Origin of the sequence: Neisseria subflava (assembly GCF_003044645.1) — a bacterium.
GTDB classification, from domain to species: domain Bacteria; phylum Pseudomonadota; class Gammaproteobacteria; order Burkholderiales; family Neisseriaceae; genus Neisseria; species Neisseria subflava_B.
This window is the reverse complement of sequence record NZ_POXL01000003.1, coordinates 258,120-273,091: the sequence shown is the minus strand read 5'-3', so window position 1 is coordinate 273,091 and position 14,972 is coordinate 258,120. Positions and strand designations below refer to the sequence as shown.

General features: G+C 50.3%; 18 protein-coding genes. 15 read left to right on the top strand and 3 right to left on the bottom strand.

The genetic code is table 11. The features are described from left to right. Positions 1-49: 49 nt before the first annotated feature. A complete protein-coding gene (locus tag DBY97_RS04945; protein ID WP_070873745.1) occupies positions 50-538 on the bottom strand; it encodes a thioester dehydrase in 489 nt (162 codons plus the stop codon). A 110-nt stretch (positions 539-648) separates the two neighbouring features. Here DBY97_RS04945 and DBY97_RS04940 point away from each other — a divergent pair, with 110 nt between their 5' ends. The 8 genes from DBY97_RS04940 (at position 649) to DBY97_RS04905 (ending at position 7,073) form a co-directional block, all read left to right on the top strand. Then, positions 649-1,410: a beta-ketoacyl synthase chain length factor gene (locus DBY97_RS04940; RefSeq protein ID WP_070873744.1), complete on the top strand. Its 762-nt coding sequence runs from the start codon at positions 649-651 to the stop codon at positions 1,408-1,410. Next, on the top strand, positions 1,407-2,165 hold the full coding sequence (locus DBY97_RS04935; RefSeq protein WP_049344240.1) for a lysophospholipid acyltransferase family protein: 759 nt from the start codon (positions 1,407-1,409) through the stop codon (positions 2,163-2,165). Before DBY97_RS04940 ends, DBY97_RS04935 begins: the two co-directional genes overlap by 4 nt. Next, positions 2,162-2,422, top strand: coding sequence for a phosphopantetheine-binding protein (locus DBY97_RS04930; RefSeq protein WP_003680822.1), 261 nt, complete (start codon positions 2,162-2,164; stop codon positions 2,420-2,422). Before DBY97_RS04935 ends, DBY97_RS04930 begins: the two co-directional genes overlap by 4 nt. A 12-nt stretch (positions 2,423-2,434) precedes the next feature. Further along, positions 2,435-2,683: an acyl carrier protein gene (locus tag DBY97_RS04925; RefSeq protein WP_003680823.1), complete on the top strand. Its 249-nt coding sequence runs from the start codon at positions 2,435-2,437 to the stop codon at positions 2,681-2,683. 72 nt (positions 2,684-2,755) lie between these two features. Continuing rightward, a complete protein-coding gene (locus DBY97_RS04920) occupies positions 2,756-3,295 on the top strand; it encodes a hypothetical protein (protein ID WP_107857651.1) in 540 nt (179 codons plus the stop codon). 255 nt (positions 3,296-3,550) lie between these two features. Continuing rightward, positions 3,551-4,279, top strand: a complete 729-nt coding sequence (locus DBY97_RS04915; protein WP_107857650.1) for an SLATT domain-containing protein — start codon at positions 3,551-3,553, stop codon at positions 4,277-4,279. Then, complete coding sequence (locus tag DBY97_RS04910; RefSeq protein ID WP_107857649.1) at positions 4,245-5,948, top strand: AMP-binding protein; 1,704 nt, start codon at positions 4,245-4,247, stop codon at positions 5,946-5,948. The genes DBY97_RS04915 and DBY97_RS04910 overlap by 35 nt, the downstream gene beginning before the upstream one ends. A gap of 36 nt (positions 5,949-5,984) precedes the next feature. Continuing rightward, positions 5,985-7,073 carry a class I SAM-dependent methyltransferase gene (locus DBY97_RS04905; protein ID WP_107857648.1) on the top strand — a complete coding sequence of 363 codons (1,089 nt, stop codon included), beginning with the start codon at positions 5,985-5,987 and terminating at the stop codon, positions 7,071-7,073. A gap of 91 nt (positions 7,074-7,164) precedes the next feature. Here DBY97_RS04905 and DBY97_RS04900 read toward each other — a convergent pair whose 3' ends face one another. Beyond that, complete coding sequence (locus DBY97_RS04900; RefSeq protein WP_107857647.1) at positions 7,165-7,821, bottom strand: cytochrome b/b6 domain-containing protein; 657 nt, start codon at positions 7,819-7,821, stop codon at positions 7,165-7,167. A 53-nt stretch (positions 7,822-7,874) separates the two neighbouring features. Between DBY97_RS04900 and DBY97_RS04895 the strand changes: the two genes are divergently transcribed. After that, positions 7,875-8,756, top strand: a complete 882-nt coding sequence (locus DBY97_RS04895) for an NAD(P)H-hydrate dehydratase (protein WP_107857646.1) — start codon at positions 7,875-7,877, stop codon at positions 8,754-8,756. A gap of 149 nt (positions 8,757-8,905) precedes the next feature. Then, on the top strand, positions 8,906-9,853 hold the full coding sequence (locus tag DBY97_RS04890) for a bile acid:sodium symporter family protein (protein ID WP_107857645.1): 948 nt from the start codon (positions 8,906-8,908) through the stop codon (positions 9,851-9,853). A 97-nt stretch (positions 9,854-9,950) separates the two neighbouring features. Here the strand turns inward: DBY97_RS04890 and DBY97_RS04885 are convergent, their stop codons facing one another. Beyond that, positions 9,951-10,514, bottom strand: coding sequence for a YceI family protein (locus DBY97_RS04885; protein WP_070585678.1), 564 nt, complete (start codon positions 10,512-10,514; stop codon positions 9,951-9,953). A 279-nt stretch (positions 10,515-10,793) separates the two neighbouring features. On the opposite strand from DBY97_RS04885, the gene ilvD reads away from it, so the two are divergent. The 5 genes from ilvD to DBY97_RS04860 all read left to right on the top strand — a co-directional run bounded on the left by ilvD (position 10,794) and on the right by DBY97_RS04860 (position 14,956). After that, positions 10,794-12,653, top strand: a complete 1,860-nt coding sequence (ilvD, locus tag DBY97_RS04880; protein ID WP_003746398.1) for a dihydroxy-acid dehydratase — start codon at positions 10,794-10,796, stop codon at positions 12,651-12,653. A 69-nt stretch (positions 12,654-12,722) separates the two neighbouring features. Continuing rightward, positions 12,723-12,854, top strand: a complete 132-nt coding sequence (locus tag DBY97_RS11545; RefSeq protein WP_256388404.1) for a hypothetical protein — start codon at positions 12,723-12,725, stop codon at positions 12,852-12,854. Positions 12,855-12,923: 69 nt separating this feature from the next. Then, the gene (locus DBY97_RS04870; RefSeq protein WP_107857644.1) at positions 12,924-14,213 is read left to right on the top strand and encodes a CAP domain-containing protein; all 1,290 of its coding nucleotides are present in this window, start codon (positions 12,924-12,926) and stop codon (positions 14,211-14,213) included. A gap of 76 nt (positions 14,214-14,289) precedes the next feature. After that, the gene (locus tag DBY97_RS04865; RefSeq protein ID WP_070633530.1) at positions 14,290-14,523 is read left to right on the top strand and encodes a cytochrome b6; all 234 of its coding nucleotides are present in this window, start codon (positions 14,290-14,292) and stop codon (positions 14,521-14,523) included. Position 14,524: 1 nt separating this feature from the next. Further along, complete coding sequence (locus tag DBY97_RS04860) at positions 14,525-14,956, top strand: gamma-butyrobetaine hydroxylase-like domain-containing protein (protein WP_107857643.1); 432 nt, start codon at positions 14,525-14,527, stop codon at positions 14,954-14,956. Positions 14,957-14,972 lie beyond the last annotated feature (16 nt).

The window sequence follows — 14,972 nt, the reverse complement described above, 5'->3', positions numbered from 1 at the left end:
TCGACAGGCCGTCTGAATCTTTGTCTTTTCAGACGGCCTTGTAAACGGTTTAAATGATTTGACCGTCTTTCGGACTGTACACATTTAAAGAAGCTTTTGCCAGCAAACCGTCCGGCGGCAACAGATACTTCACATCTTCCGGCGCATCCGTCCAGCGCAACTCGCAATCAAATACGCCCATGCCGCCCAAATCCTGAATGGACACATGCGTCCTGACTTCCAGCTCAGTACCGACAGGCACGGAATCGGCAAACAAATCCAGTTTGCGCGTTCCCAATAAAAAACCCAAGCGTACAGGCTCTCCGGCCTTTAAAGCCTCAATGCCTGCAAACGCGCCTATGCCCTGCGCCATCAATTCCATATAAGCCATAGACGACAACACGCCGTCCTGCAGCAAAATATGCTTGTCGCCAACCGGCGCACGGCAAACCGTGTAGTCGTCGCCAAATTCTTTCACACAATCGATTAGCACCATATGTCCGCTGTGCGGAAGCAGCGAAGCCACATCATAAATCGGGGCACTCGGTATTAAAGGCATAAAATATCATCTGGGAATAAATTACGTTACAATATGCATTATAACAGAGCCTAGCTTTTACTAACCCATTTCATTACAATGTATGAAAATGTAAAACATTGAAAGACATCATGCCTCAAAACGTTTGCCGTTTCAGCTTCAATATTGCCGCATGGCAGGCCTCCTCCAGCAAGATCAGTACGCCGGAGCAATGGCAGGACTGGGCGCAGGGAAAACTCGATACCGCCTCCCTGCCGGAGTACAAACCCGCGCTCTCCTTTTTGCCGCCTATGCAACGCCGCCGCTTGGGGAAAGCGGCGCGCTTGGTTTGTGATGCCGCATGGAATCTGGCCGACCAATATCCTGAAAGCGTACCGGTGTACGTTTCTCACGACGGCGAAAGCAACCGCAGCTTTGAATTGTGGCAAGAGCTTTTGAACACGCATACCGTCTCGCCAACCTCATTCGGCCTGTCCGTTCACAACGCGACGATTGGGCAATGGTCGATGTTGCGCAAAGACATGAGCGAACATACCGCGTTGGCCGTTGCCGCCGATTCCTTTGAAACCGCGCTGACCGAGGCATTCGCGCTTTTGCAAGACGGCGCGCCATCTGTTTTAGTAATTGTCGCCGATGATCCGTTGTCTGAAGACTATCCCGTCCTGGCTACACGTGCGCCGTTTGCCTATGCATTGGCACTGGTCATCACAAAGGGCGAAGACTATACCTTAAGCTTGGAAACCACATCCGCAAGGCCGTCTGAAAACCCTAACGATACAACAGTCGAGCCTTATTGGAGCAGCTTGGAGTGGGTACGCTTCCTGCTTTCAGACGACCGACAACATACGCAACAATATATCGGTAGAAACTGGCACTGGCAGAAAAACGCATGAAGACTTTAGACTATTTCCGTCGCTTTTTTGCCACACTCTTCGGCTTCATCCTCTTCGGCGTTGCAGGCGTATTGTTCAAAATTGCACTTTTGCCCTATACGCTCAAATCGACCAAAGGCGACATCAAACGCCAACTTGAAGCAAGACGCATGATAGGCAAAGTTTGGCGTTTCTTCGTCGGCTACCTGCAATGGTCGGGCGTATTGAGCGTCCGCTTCAACGGCTTGGAAAAACTCGGCAGACCCGGTCAGCTCATTCTTGCCAACCATCCCTCGCTTTTGGATGTCGTCTTGCTGATCAGCCACTATTCAGAGCCGAACGTACTGGTTAAAAAAGACCTGTTGCACAACCCCAGCATGAAAAGCCAGATTATCGCTTCCGGCTACATCCCCAACGATGAAAGCATGGAAATGCTGGAAGAAATCGATGCCGTGTTCAAAAGCGGGCAAAGTCTGCTGATTTTCCCCGAGGGCACGCGCACAGGTTGGGATGGACAGGTTAAAATGCACCGAGGCGCCGTATCGCTCGGTTTGCGCAGCGCATCAGTCATCACGCCCGTGTGCATCAAGATGACGCCGCCCAATTTTAAAAAGGGGCAACCGTGGTACAAAATCCCGCCACAAAAAATTCATTATGAAATTACCGTCGGCGACGATATCCTGCCTGAAGAATGGCTGGCAGAAAAACCCCTGCCCATCGCCGCACGCCGTTTAAACGAATACCTGCAAGACTATTTTACAAGGAAAACCACATGAGCAATTTAGAAAACCAAATCAAACAATTAATCATCGACAGCTTAGGCTTAGAAGACATTACCGTTGCCGACATCGGCAGCGAAGATCCGCTTTTCGGCGACGACGGCCTGGGTCTGGATTCGGTTGATGCATTGGAACTTGGTTTGGCCGTACAAAAAACCTTCGGCTTCCAGCTCGACGGTGAAAACGACAACCTGCGCGAAAACTTCGCCAACGTCAAAACTCTGGCCGAGTTCGTCAAGAGCCGCCAAGCATAAGGGAGAGAGAAGATGACCGAACAAGAAGTACGCACCCTGCTGACCGATGCACTGGTTAACCTGTTTGAAATCGAACCGGAACGCATCAAACCCGAAACCAACCTCTACGAAGATTTGGAAATCGACAGCATCGACGCCATCGACCTTATCGACCACATCAAACGCGAAACCGGCCGCAAACTGCAAGCCGAAGACTTCCGCAATGTGCGCACCGTAGAAGACGTGGTTCAAGCGGTTTTGAAAGTACAACAAGATTCCTGATTCCGCTTTGAATCAGCATATTTTCAGACGGCCTTGTCAATCGGCAAGGCCGTCTGAAAATCAATCGCAACCATGAAAATACTAGGAAAACTCCTACTGACCCTTGCCAGCCTCGCCTATCCGCTCCTATGGTATTACGGCAGGGAAAACGGCGCATTTTTCTGGCTTGCCGCGGCCATGTGTGTGTTATGGCTGATACGCGCCGCCATGCCGCAAACCACAGCCCAACGCATTACGGCGATTATCCTTGCTACTTTTTTTGCGGCGGTACTGGTTTTCAGACGGCCTGACTCGATGTATTGGTATCCTGTCGCCGTCAACGCGCTGATGCTTACCGTTTTCGGCGGCAGCCTGTTTGCCAAACAAACCGTCATCGAACGCCTCGCCCGACTGCAACACCCCGACCTGCCGCTCGAAGGTGTGCACCACACTCGGCGCGTTACGCAAATCTGGTGCGCGTTCTTTGTCTTCAACGGCGCGACTGCCGCCATTTTGGCAGGCTTGCAATATTACGATTGGTGGGCGGCTTATACGGGCATCGTGTCTTATGTGTTAATGGGGCTTTTGTTTGCCGGAGAGTGGATTTATCGGAAAGCTGTATTGAAGGTGTAGGTCGTCTAAAATATATCTACCGATCCACAAAATCGTATTACCTTTTCTGTCGTCATTCCCGCGCAGGCGGGAATCCCTCATTGATAGTAAAAAACATTTGATTTAATTCAATAAGTCAAACTCTGCTAATGGATTCCCGCCTGCGCGGGAATGACGACAATCTAAAATAAGTTGTTGTACAAAGACTGAAAAATACAAGATTTCTTGAAAATTACCCTTTAATTCAACTCTTACCTACCTAGGCCTAATTTAAAAATGAGCTTCAAAAATTTAATTGACTGGTTATTCTCTAAGGGAGAAATTAATAGACCTAAAAAGAATGCAATTGAAAAGTTCCAAATGAGTGTCAGAGCAACTACCAAATGTCGATACAATGCCGCAATTCGTCTATCCAGACAGGGGAAATTTGCATTTTTTACAAATATTACTTTATCGTTAGGGCTTATTTTTATTCCTCTAATGCAAAATTCTGGAATATCTTTGGCTTTCAAACCAAATGTCTTAAACATGATGTCAATTTTTTTAGCAGTATCCGTTCTTGTTTATTCTGTGGTTATCGGAACAGCCAAATACGAAGTTAGAGCAGAAGGATTAACTCAGTGCGGAAATAAATTAAAGGAATTAAATCGAGAACTAAATAGATTAATTACAGACTCTCAAAATAATGATGAGGAAAACAAAAAGCTTTTAGAAGAATTTGAAAAAAGATATTCTGCTATAGTAACAGATACAGAAAATCATTCAAGAACAGATTATTTATCAGCAATGCTTGAAATGAAAAGAGATTATAAAATTACTGGCTTATCTCGCTTCTTAAAGAAATCAATCATAATAATTTCCGGCACTTTCCCATATTACATACCATTACTATTACTCAGCTTAGAAGTAATTTTTATCAGTGATATGTTACATATAAGCCATATTCTTACGGATTTTTTAAATTATTCTCATGAATCTAACTCAAATCCTATCCCCCGCCCATGATCCCGCTGATCTCATCGCCACCTTCCCCACTTGGACGCGTGCTGATTTCAACCGTGCGGTTTTCCAACTGTCAGGCCATCTGAAACAGGCAGGCGTGCAAACTACCGCGCTGTGGTTTGACGATGCCGCGCTGTTTGCCTGTGCCGTGTTGGCAGTGTGGCATTCGGGCGGAAAGGTTTTATTGTTGCCCAATTTGGCGCAAGACAATTTGGAATGGGGGAAAACGGCAGAAGCGTTTTTAACAGATTCAACAGATAAAAAGCTGTCTTCAGACGGCCTGAACATCTGGCACATACCTGATGTATTGACTCAAACAGAATCGAAAGGACTGAACACCTATCCTGAAAACCATCTGATTCCCGACCATGCCGAAGCATGGCTGAAAACATCAGGTTCCAGCGGTGAAGCGCAGATTATTGTGAAAACCGCCGCGCAAATGCAGGCAGAAGCCCTGACTTTGGCAAATACGCTGCCATTTGGACAACACGGTGAAACCGTGGTCGGCAGCGTGATTCCGCAACACCTTTACGGCTTCACGTTCCGCTTCGCACTCGCGCTGACAATGGGTTGGACTATGGAGCGACAGCAGGCGGTTTATCCGGAAAACCTGCTTTCCAGCACGGCAGCACATGATAAAGTGGTTTGGATTGCCAGCCCGGCCGTACTCAACCGCTTGGGTGAAAACCGCAACTGGCAGAGTATCGGCCATAAAATTGCAGGCATTGTCTCGGCCGGCGGCGCATTGCCCGCAGCCACGGCGGATTTGCTGCAACAGGCTGCCGTCCGCCCGTTTGAAGTTTATGGCAGTACCGAAACCGGCGTGATTGCCTCTCGTTGCGAACGCCAAGAATGGCAGCCTTTCAAGGGCGTGGAAATCGGGCAAAACGAAGAAGGCGTGCTGTGGGCTTCTTCGCCTTGGTCGCCCGAGCGCCGCCAAACCGCCGATTTGATCGAGCCGCAAGATGACGGTTTTCTGTTACTCGGTCGCCAAGACCGCATTATTAAATTTGAGGACAAACGCGTGTCGCTGACCCAAATCGAACACGAACTTTTACAACACCCTTGGATTGCCGACGCCCACTGCGGCCGCCATCCGCAGCATCAACGCATTGCCATATGGGCGGCATTGAACACAGACGGTATCGCTGCCTTGCGCGAGAAAGGCCGTGCTGCGGTTGCCGATACGCTCAAACGCCATCTGGCCGCTACGCAGGACACCATCGCCCTGCCGCGCTACTGGCGTTTTACCGACAGCCTGCCACGCAATGCCCAAGCCAAAATCGCCGCGGCGGATTTTCAGACGGCCTTTACCGTTGCCCAAACTTCGCCCGTTTGGTCGAAAACATCATCTGACGATGGGACCAATACCGAAACTTTTATCGGGCGCGTGCCTTTAGATTTGGTTTATTTCGGCGGCCATTTTGCCACCTTCCCGCTGGTTCCCGGCGTGGTCGAGCTGCAATGGGTGCGTAACCTGATCGCACCGCATCCATGGAGTAAACAGCGCGTCATCCGCATCGAAAATCTAAAATATCAGCAGTTTATCCGTCCTCACGATGAAGTATCGGTAGAGCTGAAATTTGATGAAAGTAAAAATAAACTGAGTTTTAAAATCAACAACGGAGAGCATCCGTGTGCATCAGGACGGATTGTGTTTGAGGCCGTCTGAATATACTTATTAACTTTTTAGTGGAAAACCAACAATATGCAACTCTTCCCTGCCCTAGAACAACGCTACTCTCACGAACACCAGTCCGCAGGCGAGGCTCAACGTCTGGCTCAAGAAATCGCTTTTGCACCGATTGTTTTCCAAGTTTCCCGCCTGATGGTGAAATTTGGCATTCTGGACCTGCTGAACGACCATCCAGACGGCCTCACTCAAGCCGAAATCGCTGTAAAAGCGAAAATCAGCAACTACGCGGCACAAGTCCTGCTGGAAGCTTCGCTGTCTATCGGCACTGTCTTGACTCGTGACAACCGCTATTTCATCAGCAAGGCCGGTTGGTTTGTCCTCAAAGACAAAATGGCCCGCGTCAACATGGATTTCACGCAGGAAATCTGCTACCAAGGCATGTTTGATCTGGAAAAAACCCTGCAAACCGGCAAGCCCGAAGGCCTGAAAGTATTCGGCGACTGGCCGACCATTTACGAAGGCTTGTCTTCATTGCCAAACATCGCGCAGGAAAAATGGTTTGCATTCGACCATTATTATTCCGACAACTCCTTCGCCGAAGCACTGAACACCGTGTTCGCCAAACCGGTTAAAAAACTGCTCGATGTCGGCGGCAACACCGGCCGCTGGGCGGAGCAATGCGTCAACCACAGTGCCGAAGTCGAAGTAACCATCATGGATCTGCCGCAACAAATCGGCTTAATGCGCGAAGCGACCAAAGGCAAAAACGGCGCGGACCGTATCCACGCCCACCCTGCCAACCTGCTTGATCCTGAAATTCCGTTCCCAACCGGTTTTGACGCCATCTGGATGAGCCAATTCCTAGACTGTTTCACCGAAGAACAAGCCACCAGCATTCTTCAACGCGCCGCTGCGTCTATGAGCAAAAACACCAGCCTCTATATCATGGAGCCTTTCTGGGACAGACAACGCTACGAAACCGCCGCCTACTGCCTGACCATGACTAGCCTGTATTTCACTGCCATGGCCAACGGCAACAGCAAAATCTTCCACTCTGAAGACCTGATCCGTTGCGTTGAAAAAGCCGGATTGAAAGTAGCGGAAGTTTCAGACGGCATCGGCCGCGGCCATAGCATCTTGCGCTGCGTTAAGGCCGTCTGAACATCATCTTTTAAACCCTAAAAAGAAACCGACCCCAACAGCCATTTCGACTATCGGGGTCGGTTTGTTTTTAGGTATCAGCCTTAATGAATCAGCCGCGCAACATCCATACTGCGCACACTACCGCAATCGCTACCAACAAAGCGGCAAACAGTTGCCCCATTCCGGCCAATTTAGGCTGCTTGGCATCGATGGTTTTAAAGCCATTAATCATCGGCGTAATCAAATCCTGTTTTTTCACAAAGCGATACAGCAAAACGGCCGCGATATGTACGCCCGCCAAAACAGCTAAAACATTAAAGAAATTGACATGGATTTTTCGCGCCAGCGTACCGGCGTGTTCGCTGACAAAATGATTCAAAAAGCCGGAATTGGTAAACGTATTTTCATCGGCGGCAAATAAGCCTGTGGCCGTCTGAAAAACCAAGGCGGCCAATAAAGCGATGACCATCAGCGCGCCCAAAGGATTGTGGCCGACCAATTCGTCTTCAGACATTTGGCCTTGCGTATAGCGGCGGATTTCGGAAAACGGACGCACAAATCGGCTGAATTTTGCCGTATCGCTGCCCCAAATCCCCCAACACAAGCGGAAAACCACCAAAGCCAGCATCAACAAACCGCCGCGCAAGTGCCATACCAGCATATCGCCGCCTTGGGTTGCGCTGTACCACATGAATCCCATCAATAACACCAAGAGCCAATGGAACAGGCGCGTAGGTGCGTCCCAAACTTTTATTTTTTGCTTCATTACCTTTTACTTTCTGATTTAAAATTAAATTTCTTATCTTGGAAGGTTACGCCATGCAGCCCATCTACACGCTTCCCGAATCGCTTCAAGCTTTTCAGACGGCCTTAGCATTTCACGACGTATTCCGCCCCCGCGCCCAAGAATCACACAAAGGCACATACGGCACGCTTGCCATTATCGGCGGCGCAACAGGAATGAGCGGTGCGGTGGTTTTGGCAGCCACAGCCGCAATGTATCAAGGGTGCGGCAAGGTTTGGGCAGGCTTCAACCAAGCCACGCTGCCTTTTGCCATTATTCCGGAACGCCCAGAAATCATGCTCGCCACTGCGGCCCAGCTGACGGAACGCAACGATGTCAGCGCACGGGTAATCGGCTGCGGCTTTGGTTTGGACGGATTATCAGAGCAGCTTCTGCCCCAAATCCTGTCTACACACCATGACCAGCCTTTATTGCTCGATGCCGATGCTTTGACACTGCTTGCCCGTTCTTCCGAATTAGCCGAACACCTCAAATTGTACAAACATATCGTCCTGACACCTCATCCGGCCGAAGCCGCCCGCCTACTTGATACCGATACCCAATCAGTTCAAGCCGACAGACAGAAAGCCGTGACCGAAATCAGCCGTAAATATGGCGCGACCGTCGTATTGAAAGGCCATCACACATTAGTGGCTACGGCAGACGGCATAGTCTATACCAACACCAGCGGCAATGCCGGTTTGGCCACTGCAGGCAGCGGCGATGTCTTGAGCGGCATCATCGGCAGCCTGCTGGCGCAAGGCATTCCGACATTCCAAGCCGCCTGCGCCGGCGTATGGCTGCATGGTGCGGCGGCCGATGTCATCAAACACAGCAGCCAAATCGAAACCGGCATGCTTGCCGGAGAAGTCGCACCTGCCGCCCGATGGCTGCGCAATATTTTATCAAAAGAATAATGCCGTCTATATAGCAAATACAAATCACAGGCCGTCTGAAAATCAATCCTTATTTTCAGACGGCCTTATTTATTTTAAGCCATTTTGCAAATTAAGGTTAAGGCGTGTATCCTTAGTCTCCCTTAAAAACAACTTCACAACATATCATCATGAATACCCTCAACAAAATCAGTAATTTTATCGGAAAGACCTTTTCCCTCTGGGCCGCGCTCTTTGCCGGCATCGCTTTTTTCGCACCCGACACCTTCAAATGGGTCGGCCCTTACATTCCTTGGCTACTGGGCGTCATCATGTTCGGCATGGGCTTGACCCTCAAACCCTCCGACTTTGATATTTTGTTCAAACACCCCAAAGCCGTCATTATCGGCGTGATTGCCCAATTCGCCATCATGCCTGCGACTGCCTATCTGCTGGCGAAACTGTTGAACCTGCCTGCCGAAATCGCGGTCGGTGTGATTTTGGTCGGCTGCTGCCCGGGCGGTACGGCCTCTAATGTAATAACCTATTTGGCGCGCGGCAATGTGGCTTTGTCGGTTGCCGTTACGTCGGTTTCCACCCTGATTTCCCCATTGTTGACTCCTGCCATCTTCTTGATGCTTGCCGGTGAAATGCTGGAAATCCAAGCGGGCGGCATGTTGATGTCCATCGTCAAAATAGTTTTGCTCCCCATCGTTTTGGGCTTGATTGTCCATAAGGTATTGGGCAACAAAACTGAAAAACTGACCGATGCGCTGCCGCTGGTTTCCGTTGCCGCCATCGTGCTGATTATCGGCGCGGTAGTCGGCGCCAGCAAAGGCAAGATTATTGAAAGCGGCCTACTGATTTTCGCAGTTGTCGTACTTCACAACGGCATCGGCTATCTGCTCGGCTTCTTTGCCGCCAAATGGACCGGTCTGCCTTATGATGCACAAAAAACGCTGGCCATCGAAGTCGGTATGCAAAACTCAGGCTTAGGCGCCGCCCTTGCTGCCGCACACTTTGCCGCCGCGCCGATTGTTGCCGTTCCCAGCGCATTGTTCAGCGTGTGGCACAATATCTCCGGCTCGCTCCTGGCAACTTATTGGGCAGCCAAAGCCGATAAAAATAAAGAATCCTAAACGTCTTTAATCATAAAGCCGTCTGAACAGGGATAAACGAAATCAACGATTTCTGCCTTACCTGTTTAGACGGCCTTTATTTTGAAATCAAGCAGGATTATTGTTTGGCTGCTTCGATTTGGATATTGATGTTTACTTTTTTGCTCATACCGGCACTCACTAAATAATCCAAGCCCCATTTGGTACGGTCGATGGTGGTACTGAAGTCGCCGCCGCATACTTCTGCTTTTAACATCGGGCTTTGGTAGCAGTTGAATTTATCGGCTTTGAGTTTTACCGGCGCAGTTTTGCCGTTCATGGTCAGATTGCCGTCAACGGAAAGCAGTTTTTTGCCGTTGAAATTGAATTTGGTGGATACAAAACGGATTTCAGGGTATTTGTCTGCATTGAAAATATCGGCAGATTTCAAATGTTGAGTAAAGTGATCAGAACCGGTTTGCAGTTTGGACAAAGGCAATACGATATCGATAGAGCCTTGGCGTTTGGCACGATCAAATTCCAAATTGCCGGTCAAACCATAAATACCGCCGACGTTGGTGCTGGTGTTGAAATGGTCGATGGCAAAGCGGGCATTGGCATGAAATTCGTCCACTTTATAAACAGCGGCAGACGCAGCAGAAGCCAACATGGCCGAACACAATGCAAACATGATTTTTTTCATCGTCTTATCCTTAGAAATGTGAGAAGTTCCCTATCATATCACTTTTTGATGCCAACATCTTTTGCAAATGAGAAAGATAACGTTTCATCCTAAGAAAACTTCGGGCCGTCTGAAGAAGTGAGCGGTAAATTCAGGTGAAGCAAACACAGTTTAGTTTTATTACAAAATAGCGTGCTTCATCGCTCGTAATTGGTATAAAATACCGAGTTATTTCTACAACGGGCCGCCACAATATTCAGCCTATTTCAGACGGCCTCAGCATAAAATAAAGGAACAAAAATGCCTGAATACCGCTCCAAAACCTCTACCCACGGCCGCAATATGGCAGGCGCGCGCGCATTGTGGCGTGCGACCGGCGTCATGGAAACCGACTTCGGCAAACCGATTATCGCCATTGCCAACTCCTTCACACAATTCGTCCCAGGCCATGTGCACCTGCACAATATGGGTCAACTGGTTGCCCGTGAAATCGAAAAAGCCGGCGGCATTGCCAAAGAATTCAACACCATCGCCATTGATGACGGTATCGCCATGGGCCACAGCGGTATGCTCTACTCCCTGCCCAGCCGCGACCTGATTGCCGACTCCATCGAATACATGGTCAATGCCCACTGCGCCGACGCGCTGGTGTGCATTTCCAACTGTGACAAAATCACCCCGGGCATGCTGATTGCCGCCATGCGCCTGAACATTCCGACCATCTTCGTTTCCGGCGGCCCTATGGAAGCCGGTAAAGTTATCGGTGTAGCCAACATTCAACCCGAACGCCGTTTGGACTTGATTGACGCCATGATCGAATCGGCAGACGACAATATCAGCGACAAACAAGTCGAAGAAGTCGAACAAAACGCCTGCCCGACTTGCGGCTCCTGCTCCGGCATGTTTACCGCCAACTCCATGAACTGTCTGACCGAAGCACTCGGCCTTTCCCTGCCGGGCAACGGTTCATACTTGGCGACCCACGCAGGCCGTAAAGAATTGTTCCTCGAAGCCGGCCGCATGATCGTCGAAATCACCAAACGCTACTACGAGCAAGACGACGAAACCGTATTGCCGCGCAGCATTGCCACTAAAAAAGCGTTTGAAAACGCCATGACCATGGACATTGCCATGGGCGGCTCTACCAATACCATCTTGCACTTGCTCGCCGTTGCCAACGAAGCCGGTGTCGATTTCAAAATGGCCGACATCGACCGCCTGAGCCGCGTTGTGCCTTGCATCTGCAAAACCGCGCCCAACAACCACGACTACTATATGGAAGACGTGCATCGCGCAGGCGGCATTTTTGCCATCCTGAAAGAATTGGACAAAGCAGGCAAACTGCACACCGACGTGTACACCATCCACGCGCCGACACTGAAAGACGCGATTGAAAAATGGGACGTGACCAACCCTGAAAACACCCATGCCATCGAGCGTTTCAAAGCGGCTCCAGGCGGCGTGCGCACTACTCAGGCGTTCTCGCAAAACCGTATGTGGAAAACCCTCGACCTCGACCGCGAAAAAGGCTGTATCCGCGATGTTGAACATGCCTACTCGCAAGACGGCGGCTTGGCAGTATTGTTCGGCAACATCGCAGAACGCGGTTGCGTAGTGAAAACCGCAGGCGTGGACGAGAGTATCCTCAAATTTACCGGTCGCGCCCGCGTATTTGAAAGCCAAGAAGACGCAGTAGAAGGCATTTTGGGCAATCAAATTGTGGCTGGCGATATCGTCATCATCCGCTACGAAGGCCCTAAAGGCGGCCCGGGCATGCAAGAAATGCTGTACCCGACTTCTTACCTGAAATCCAAAGGTTTGGGCAAAGCCTGCGCCCTGCTGACCGACGGCCGCTTCTCTGGCGGTACTTCCGGCCTGTCCATCGGCCATGCTTCGCCTGAAGCGGCAGAAGGCGGCGCAATCGGTTTGGTACACGAAGGTGACACCATCGAAATCGACATTCCAAACCGCAGCATCCACCTTGTCATTTCCGATGAAGAGCTTGCCGCACGCCGTGCCGAAATGGAAGCACGCGGCAGCAAAGCTTGGAAACCGGAAAACCGCGACCGCTACGTCTCCGCAGCCCTGCGTGCCTACGGCGCGATGGCGACTTCCGCCGACAAAGGCGCAGTACGCGACGTATCGCAAATCGAACGTTAATTAACCTGACTTTAAGGCCGTCTGAACGCTTTCAAGTGTTTCAGACGGCCTTCATTCAAACGGACACATATGGACAAATTCATTTTAGCGATGATCGGCATGGCCATTGCCCTCTTGATTATTATTGGCGGCGGATTTATCGCTGTCGAATATTTCAAATCCCATCCTGAAGCATTCCAAGTCAAGCCGCTATCAAAATAATCATTTAACAGCATGAGTTTCAAGGGGAAACATCTACATACTCAAGGCCGTCTGAACGCAGTACATATAATGAAACACATTCTTTACTGGCTGGGTGGTTTTGCCATCGCCCTCGGCATATTCCAATACTACGAAACCCATCGCTATTCCGAAGACCAGCTTATCTACGCCCAACCGCCGCAAAATCGTACTGCCGTTGCCGATTTTGATGCCTTGGCGTATTTAAACTTCCTCCGCTCCTCAGCCAATCTGCCCGCACTGGCGCACTCAGCCACACTCGAACGCGCCGCGCGCAATCATGCCCGCTATCTGCTGCAAAACCCTGACGACGGACATGACGAAAAAAATACACGCAATCCCTTTTATACAGGCCCACGCCCATCAGACCGCACGCGCAAAGCCGGTTATGCCTATAAAGGCGTGCACGAAAACGTCAGCACCGGCCAGCATCCGCCAAACGAAAAAATCAACGACCATCTACCTGCCCAACATCAACTGGACAATCTGATGACGGCGATTTACCACCGTCTCTCCCTACTCGATCAAAATATCGACGAGGCCGGAGCGGCGTTTGAATCACAAGGCAAACAAATCGCGCTGAGCATCAATCAGGGCGACAGCAGATTCAACAGCCTCTGCCAAAAAAACCGCCCCCTCTCCGACCTCAGCCGCTCGTTTTATCAAGATGCCTGCCATGGTCATGCCATTGTTTATGCGGATGAAATCTCCAACCGCAAATTCCAGCCTTACATCACCTATCCGCAAGGCAACTTCGCTTCGCCGGTTTTCCATGGCGAACGTCCCGACCCTATGCCGCATTATGAAATGACCGGCAATCCTGTCAGCATCGCGTTCTCAGAACAATCGCCTCCGGTCAAAATGCGCTCGTTCAAACTGTATCAGGACACAAAAGAAATCAGAGACGTCAAAATCTTAGATAAAGATAATGACCCAAACCGCCTCCTGACCGAACGCCAATTTGCGCTGTTTCCTTTACAGCCATTGGAATACGACACCGACTACCGTGCCGTGTTCGAATACCGTCAAAACGGAAAAGACAGAACGGCCGAATGGACATTCAGCACGCAAAAACCCGATTATCCTTATTTCATCGTCAAAGGCGGCGAAACGCTGGCCATTGAATCCGGACAAAAATATTTTATCCATTGGCAGGATTTTTGGTGCTTGAAGCAATGCGAACGCTACAACTACCGCATGAACCGCGACACCCAAATCGACATTATCGAGCGGCAGGCCGGCGGCATCATTATCCGTGTCAACGGAAGCAAAGGCAGCAGCATCCGCTTAATGCCCGAAGGCGAAGACAGGCGCGCCATTACACTTTATTTATGGAAATAAAGCCGTTTTCAGACGGCATGAAGCACCAAAAAGCTGATAAAATACCGCCTCACCACCCTACGGCAAGCTATCCAATATGACCAAACATCCGCAAACAGCAGCCAATACCCGCTATGCCTTTGCCAGCATTGCCGCCATGTTGGCCGCGTTTTTACTGTTCGTTGCCGTGATGTTGCTGCCTTTGGGGCTGACGGCGGACACGCAAGTAAGCCTGATACGGTTTTCACTCTACACAATCGTGCTGTTTGCCGTACTTGGCGGTATTTTTTCTGTACGCGTTGCCTATTTGCGTAAAAAGAACGGAGCATGACATGACCCAAGCCGATAAAATCCCACAAGAAATCCGCCTCCAGCAAGAGCGGCGCGTACTGACTTTGGTCTATGTTGACGGTGCCAAGAGCCTTCCTGCCGAATACCTGCGCGTGTACTCGCCCAGCGCGGAAGTGCGCGGACACGGTGCCGGCCAAGATGTTTTGCAAACAGGCAAAGCCGAAGTCAGCATTACCGATTTAGACCCCGTCGGCCAATACGCCTTGAAAATTACTTTTTCAGATGGCCACGACAGCGGCCTTTACGATTGGGACTATCTCTACCGACTGGCGCACAATCAAGACGCGCTTTGGCAAGACTATCTCGACCGCCTCGAGAAAGCAGGCGCGTCCAGAACGCCAAGTGCCGAAGATTTGAAACCCAAACACACGCATTCCTGCGGTAGCGGCGGTTGCAGTGGAAAGGCCGTCTGAAAAAAAGGCGAGTCCG

Bases quoted from the DNA above. Each gene is read 5' to 3' on its own strand.
- DBY97_RS04945 (WP_070873745.1), bottom strand. From the start codon at position 538: ATGCCTTTAATACCGAGTGCCCCGATTTATGATGTGGCTTCGCTGCTT.
- DBY97_RS04940 (WP_070873744.1), top strand. From the start codon at position 649: ATGCCTCAAAACGTTTGCCGTTTCAGCTTCAATATTGCCGCATGGCAG.
- DBY97_RS04935 (WP_049344240.1), top strand. From the start codon at position 1,407: ATGAAGACTTTAGACTATTTCCGTCGCTTTTTTGCCACACTCTTCGGC.
- DBY97_RS04930 (WP_003680822.1), top strand. From the start codon at position 2,162: ATGAGCAATTTAGAAAACCAAATCAAACAATTAATCATCGACAGCTTA.
- DBY97_RS04925 (WP_003680823.1), top strand. From the start codon at position 2,435: ATGACCGAACAAGAAGTACGCACCCTGCTGACCGATGCACTGGTTAAC.
- DBY97_RS04920 (WP_107857651.1), top strand. From the start codon at position 2,756: ATGAAAATACTAGGAAAACTCCTACTGACCCTTGCCAGCCTCGCCTAT.
- DBY97_RS04915 (WP_107857650.1), top strand. From the start codon at position 3,551: ATGAGCTTCAAAAATTTAATTGACTGGTTATTCTCTAAGGGAGAAATT.
- DBY97_RS04910 (WP_107857649.1), top strand. From the start codon at position 4,245: ATGAATCTAACTCAAATCCTATCCCCCGCCCATGATCCCGCTGATCTC.
- DBY97_RS04905 (WP_107857648.1), top strand. From the start codon at position 5,985: ATGCAACTCTTCCCTGCCCTAGAACAACGCTACTCTCACGAACACCAG.
- DBY97_RS04900 (WP_107857647.1), bottom strand. From the start codon at position 7,821: ATGAAGCAAAAAATAAAAGTTTGGGACGCACCTACGCGCCTGTTCCAT.
- DBY97_RS04895 (WP_107857646.1), top strand. From the start codon at position 7,875: ATGCAGCCCATCTACACGCTTCCCGAATCGCTTCAAGCTTTTCAGACG.
- DBY97_RS04890 (WP_107857645.1), top strand. From the start codon at position 8,906: ATGAATACCCTCAACAAAATCAGTAATTTTATCGGAAAGACCTTTTCC.
- DBY97_RS04885 (WP_070585678.1), bottom strand. From the start codon at position 10,514: ATGAAAAAAATCATGTTTGCATTGTGTTCGGCCATGTTGGCTTCTGCT.
- ilvD (WP_003746398.1), top strand. From the start codon at position 10,794: ATGCCTGAATACCGCTCCAAAACCTCTACCCACGGCCGCAATATGGCA.
- DBY97_RS11545 (WP_256388404.1), top strand. From the start codon at position 12,723: ATGGACAAATTCATTTTAGCGATGATCGGCATGGCCATTGCCCTCTTG.
- DBY97_RS04870 (WP_107857644.1), top strand. From the start codon at position 12,924: ATGAAACACATTCTTTACTGGCTGGGTGGTTTTGCCATCGCCCTCGGC.
- DBY97_RS04865 (WP_070633530.1), top strand. From the start codon at position 14,290: ATGACCAAACATCCGCAAACAGCAGCCAATACCCGCTATGCCTTTGCC.
- DBY97_RS04860 (WP_107857643.1), top strand. From the start codon at position 14,525: ATGACCCAAGCCGATAAAATCCCACAAGAAATCCGCCTCCAGCAAGAG.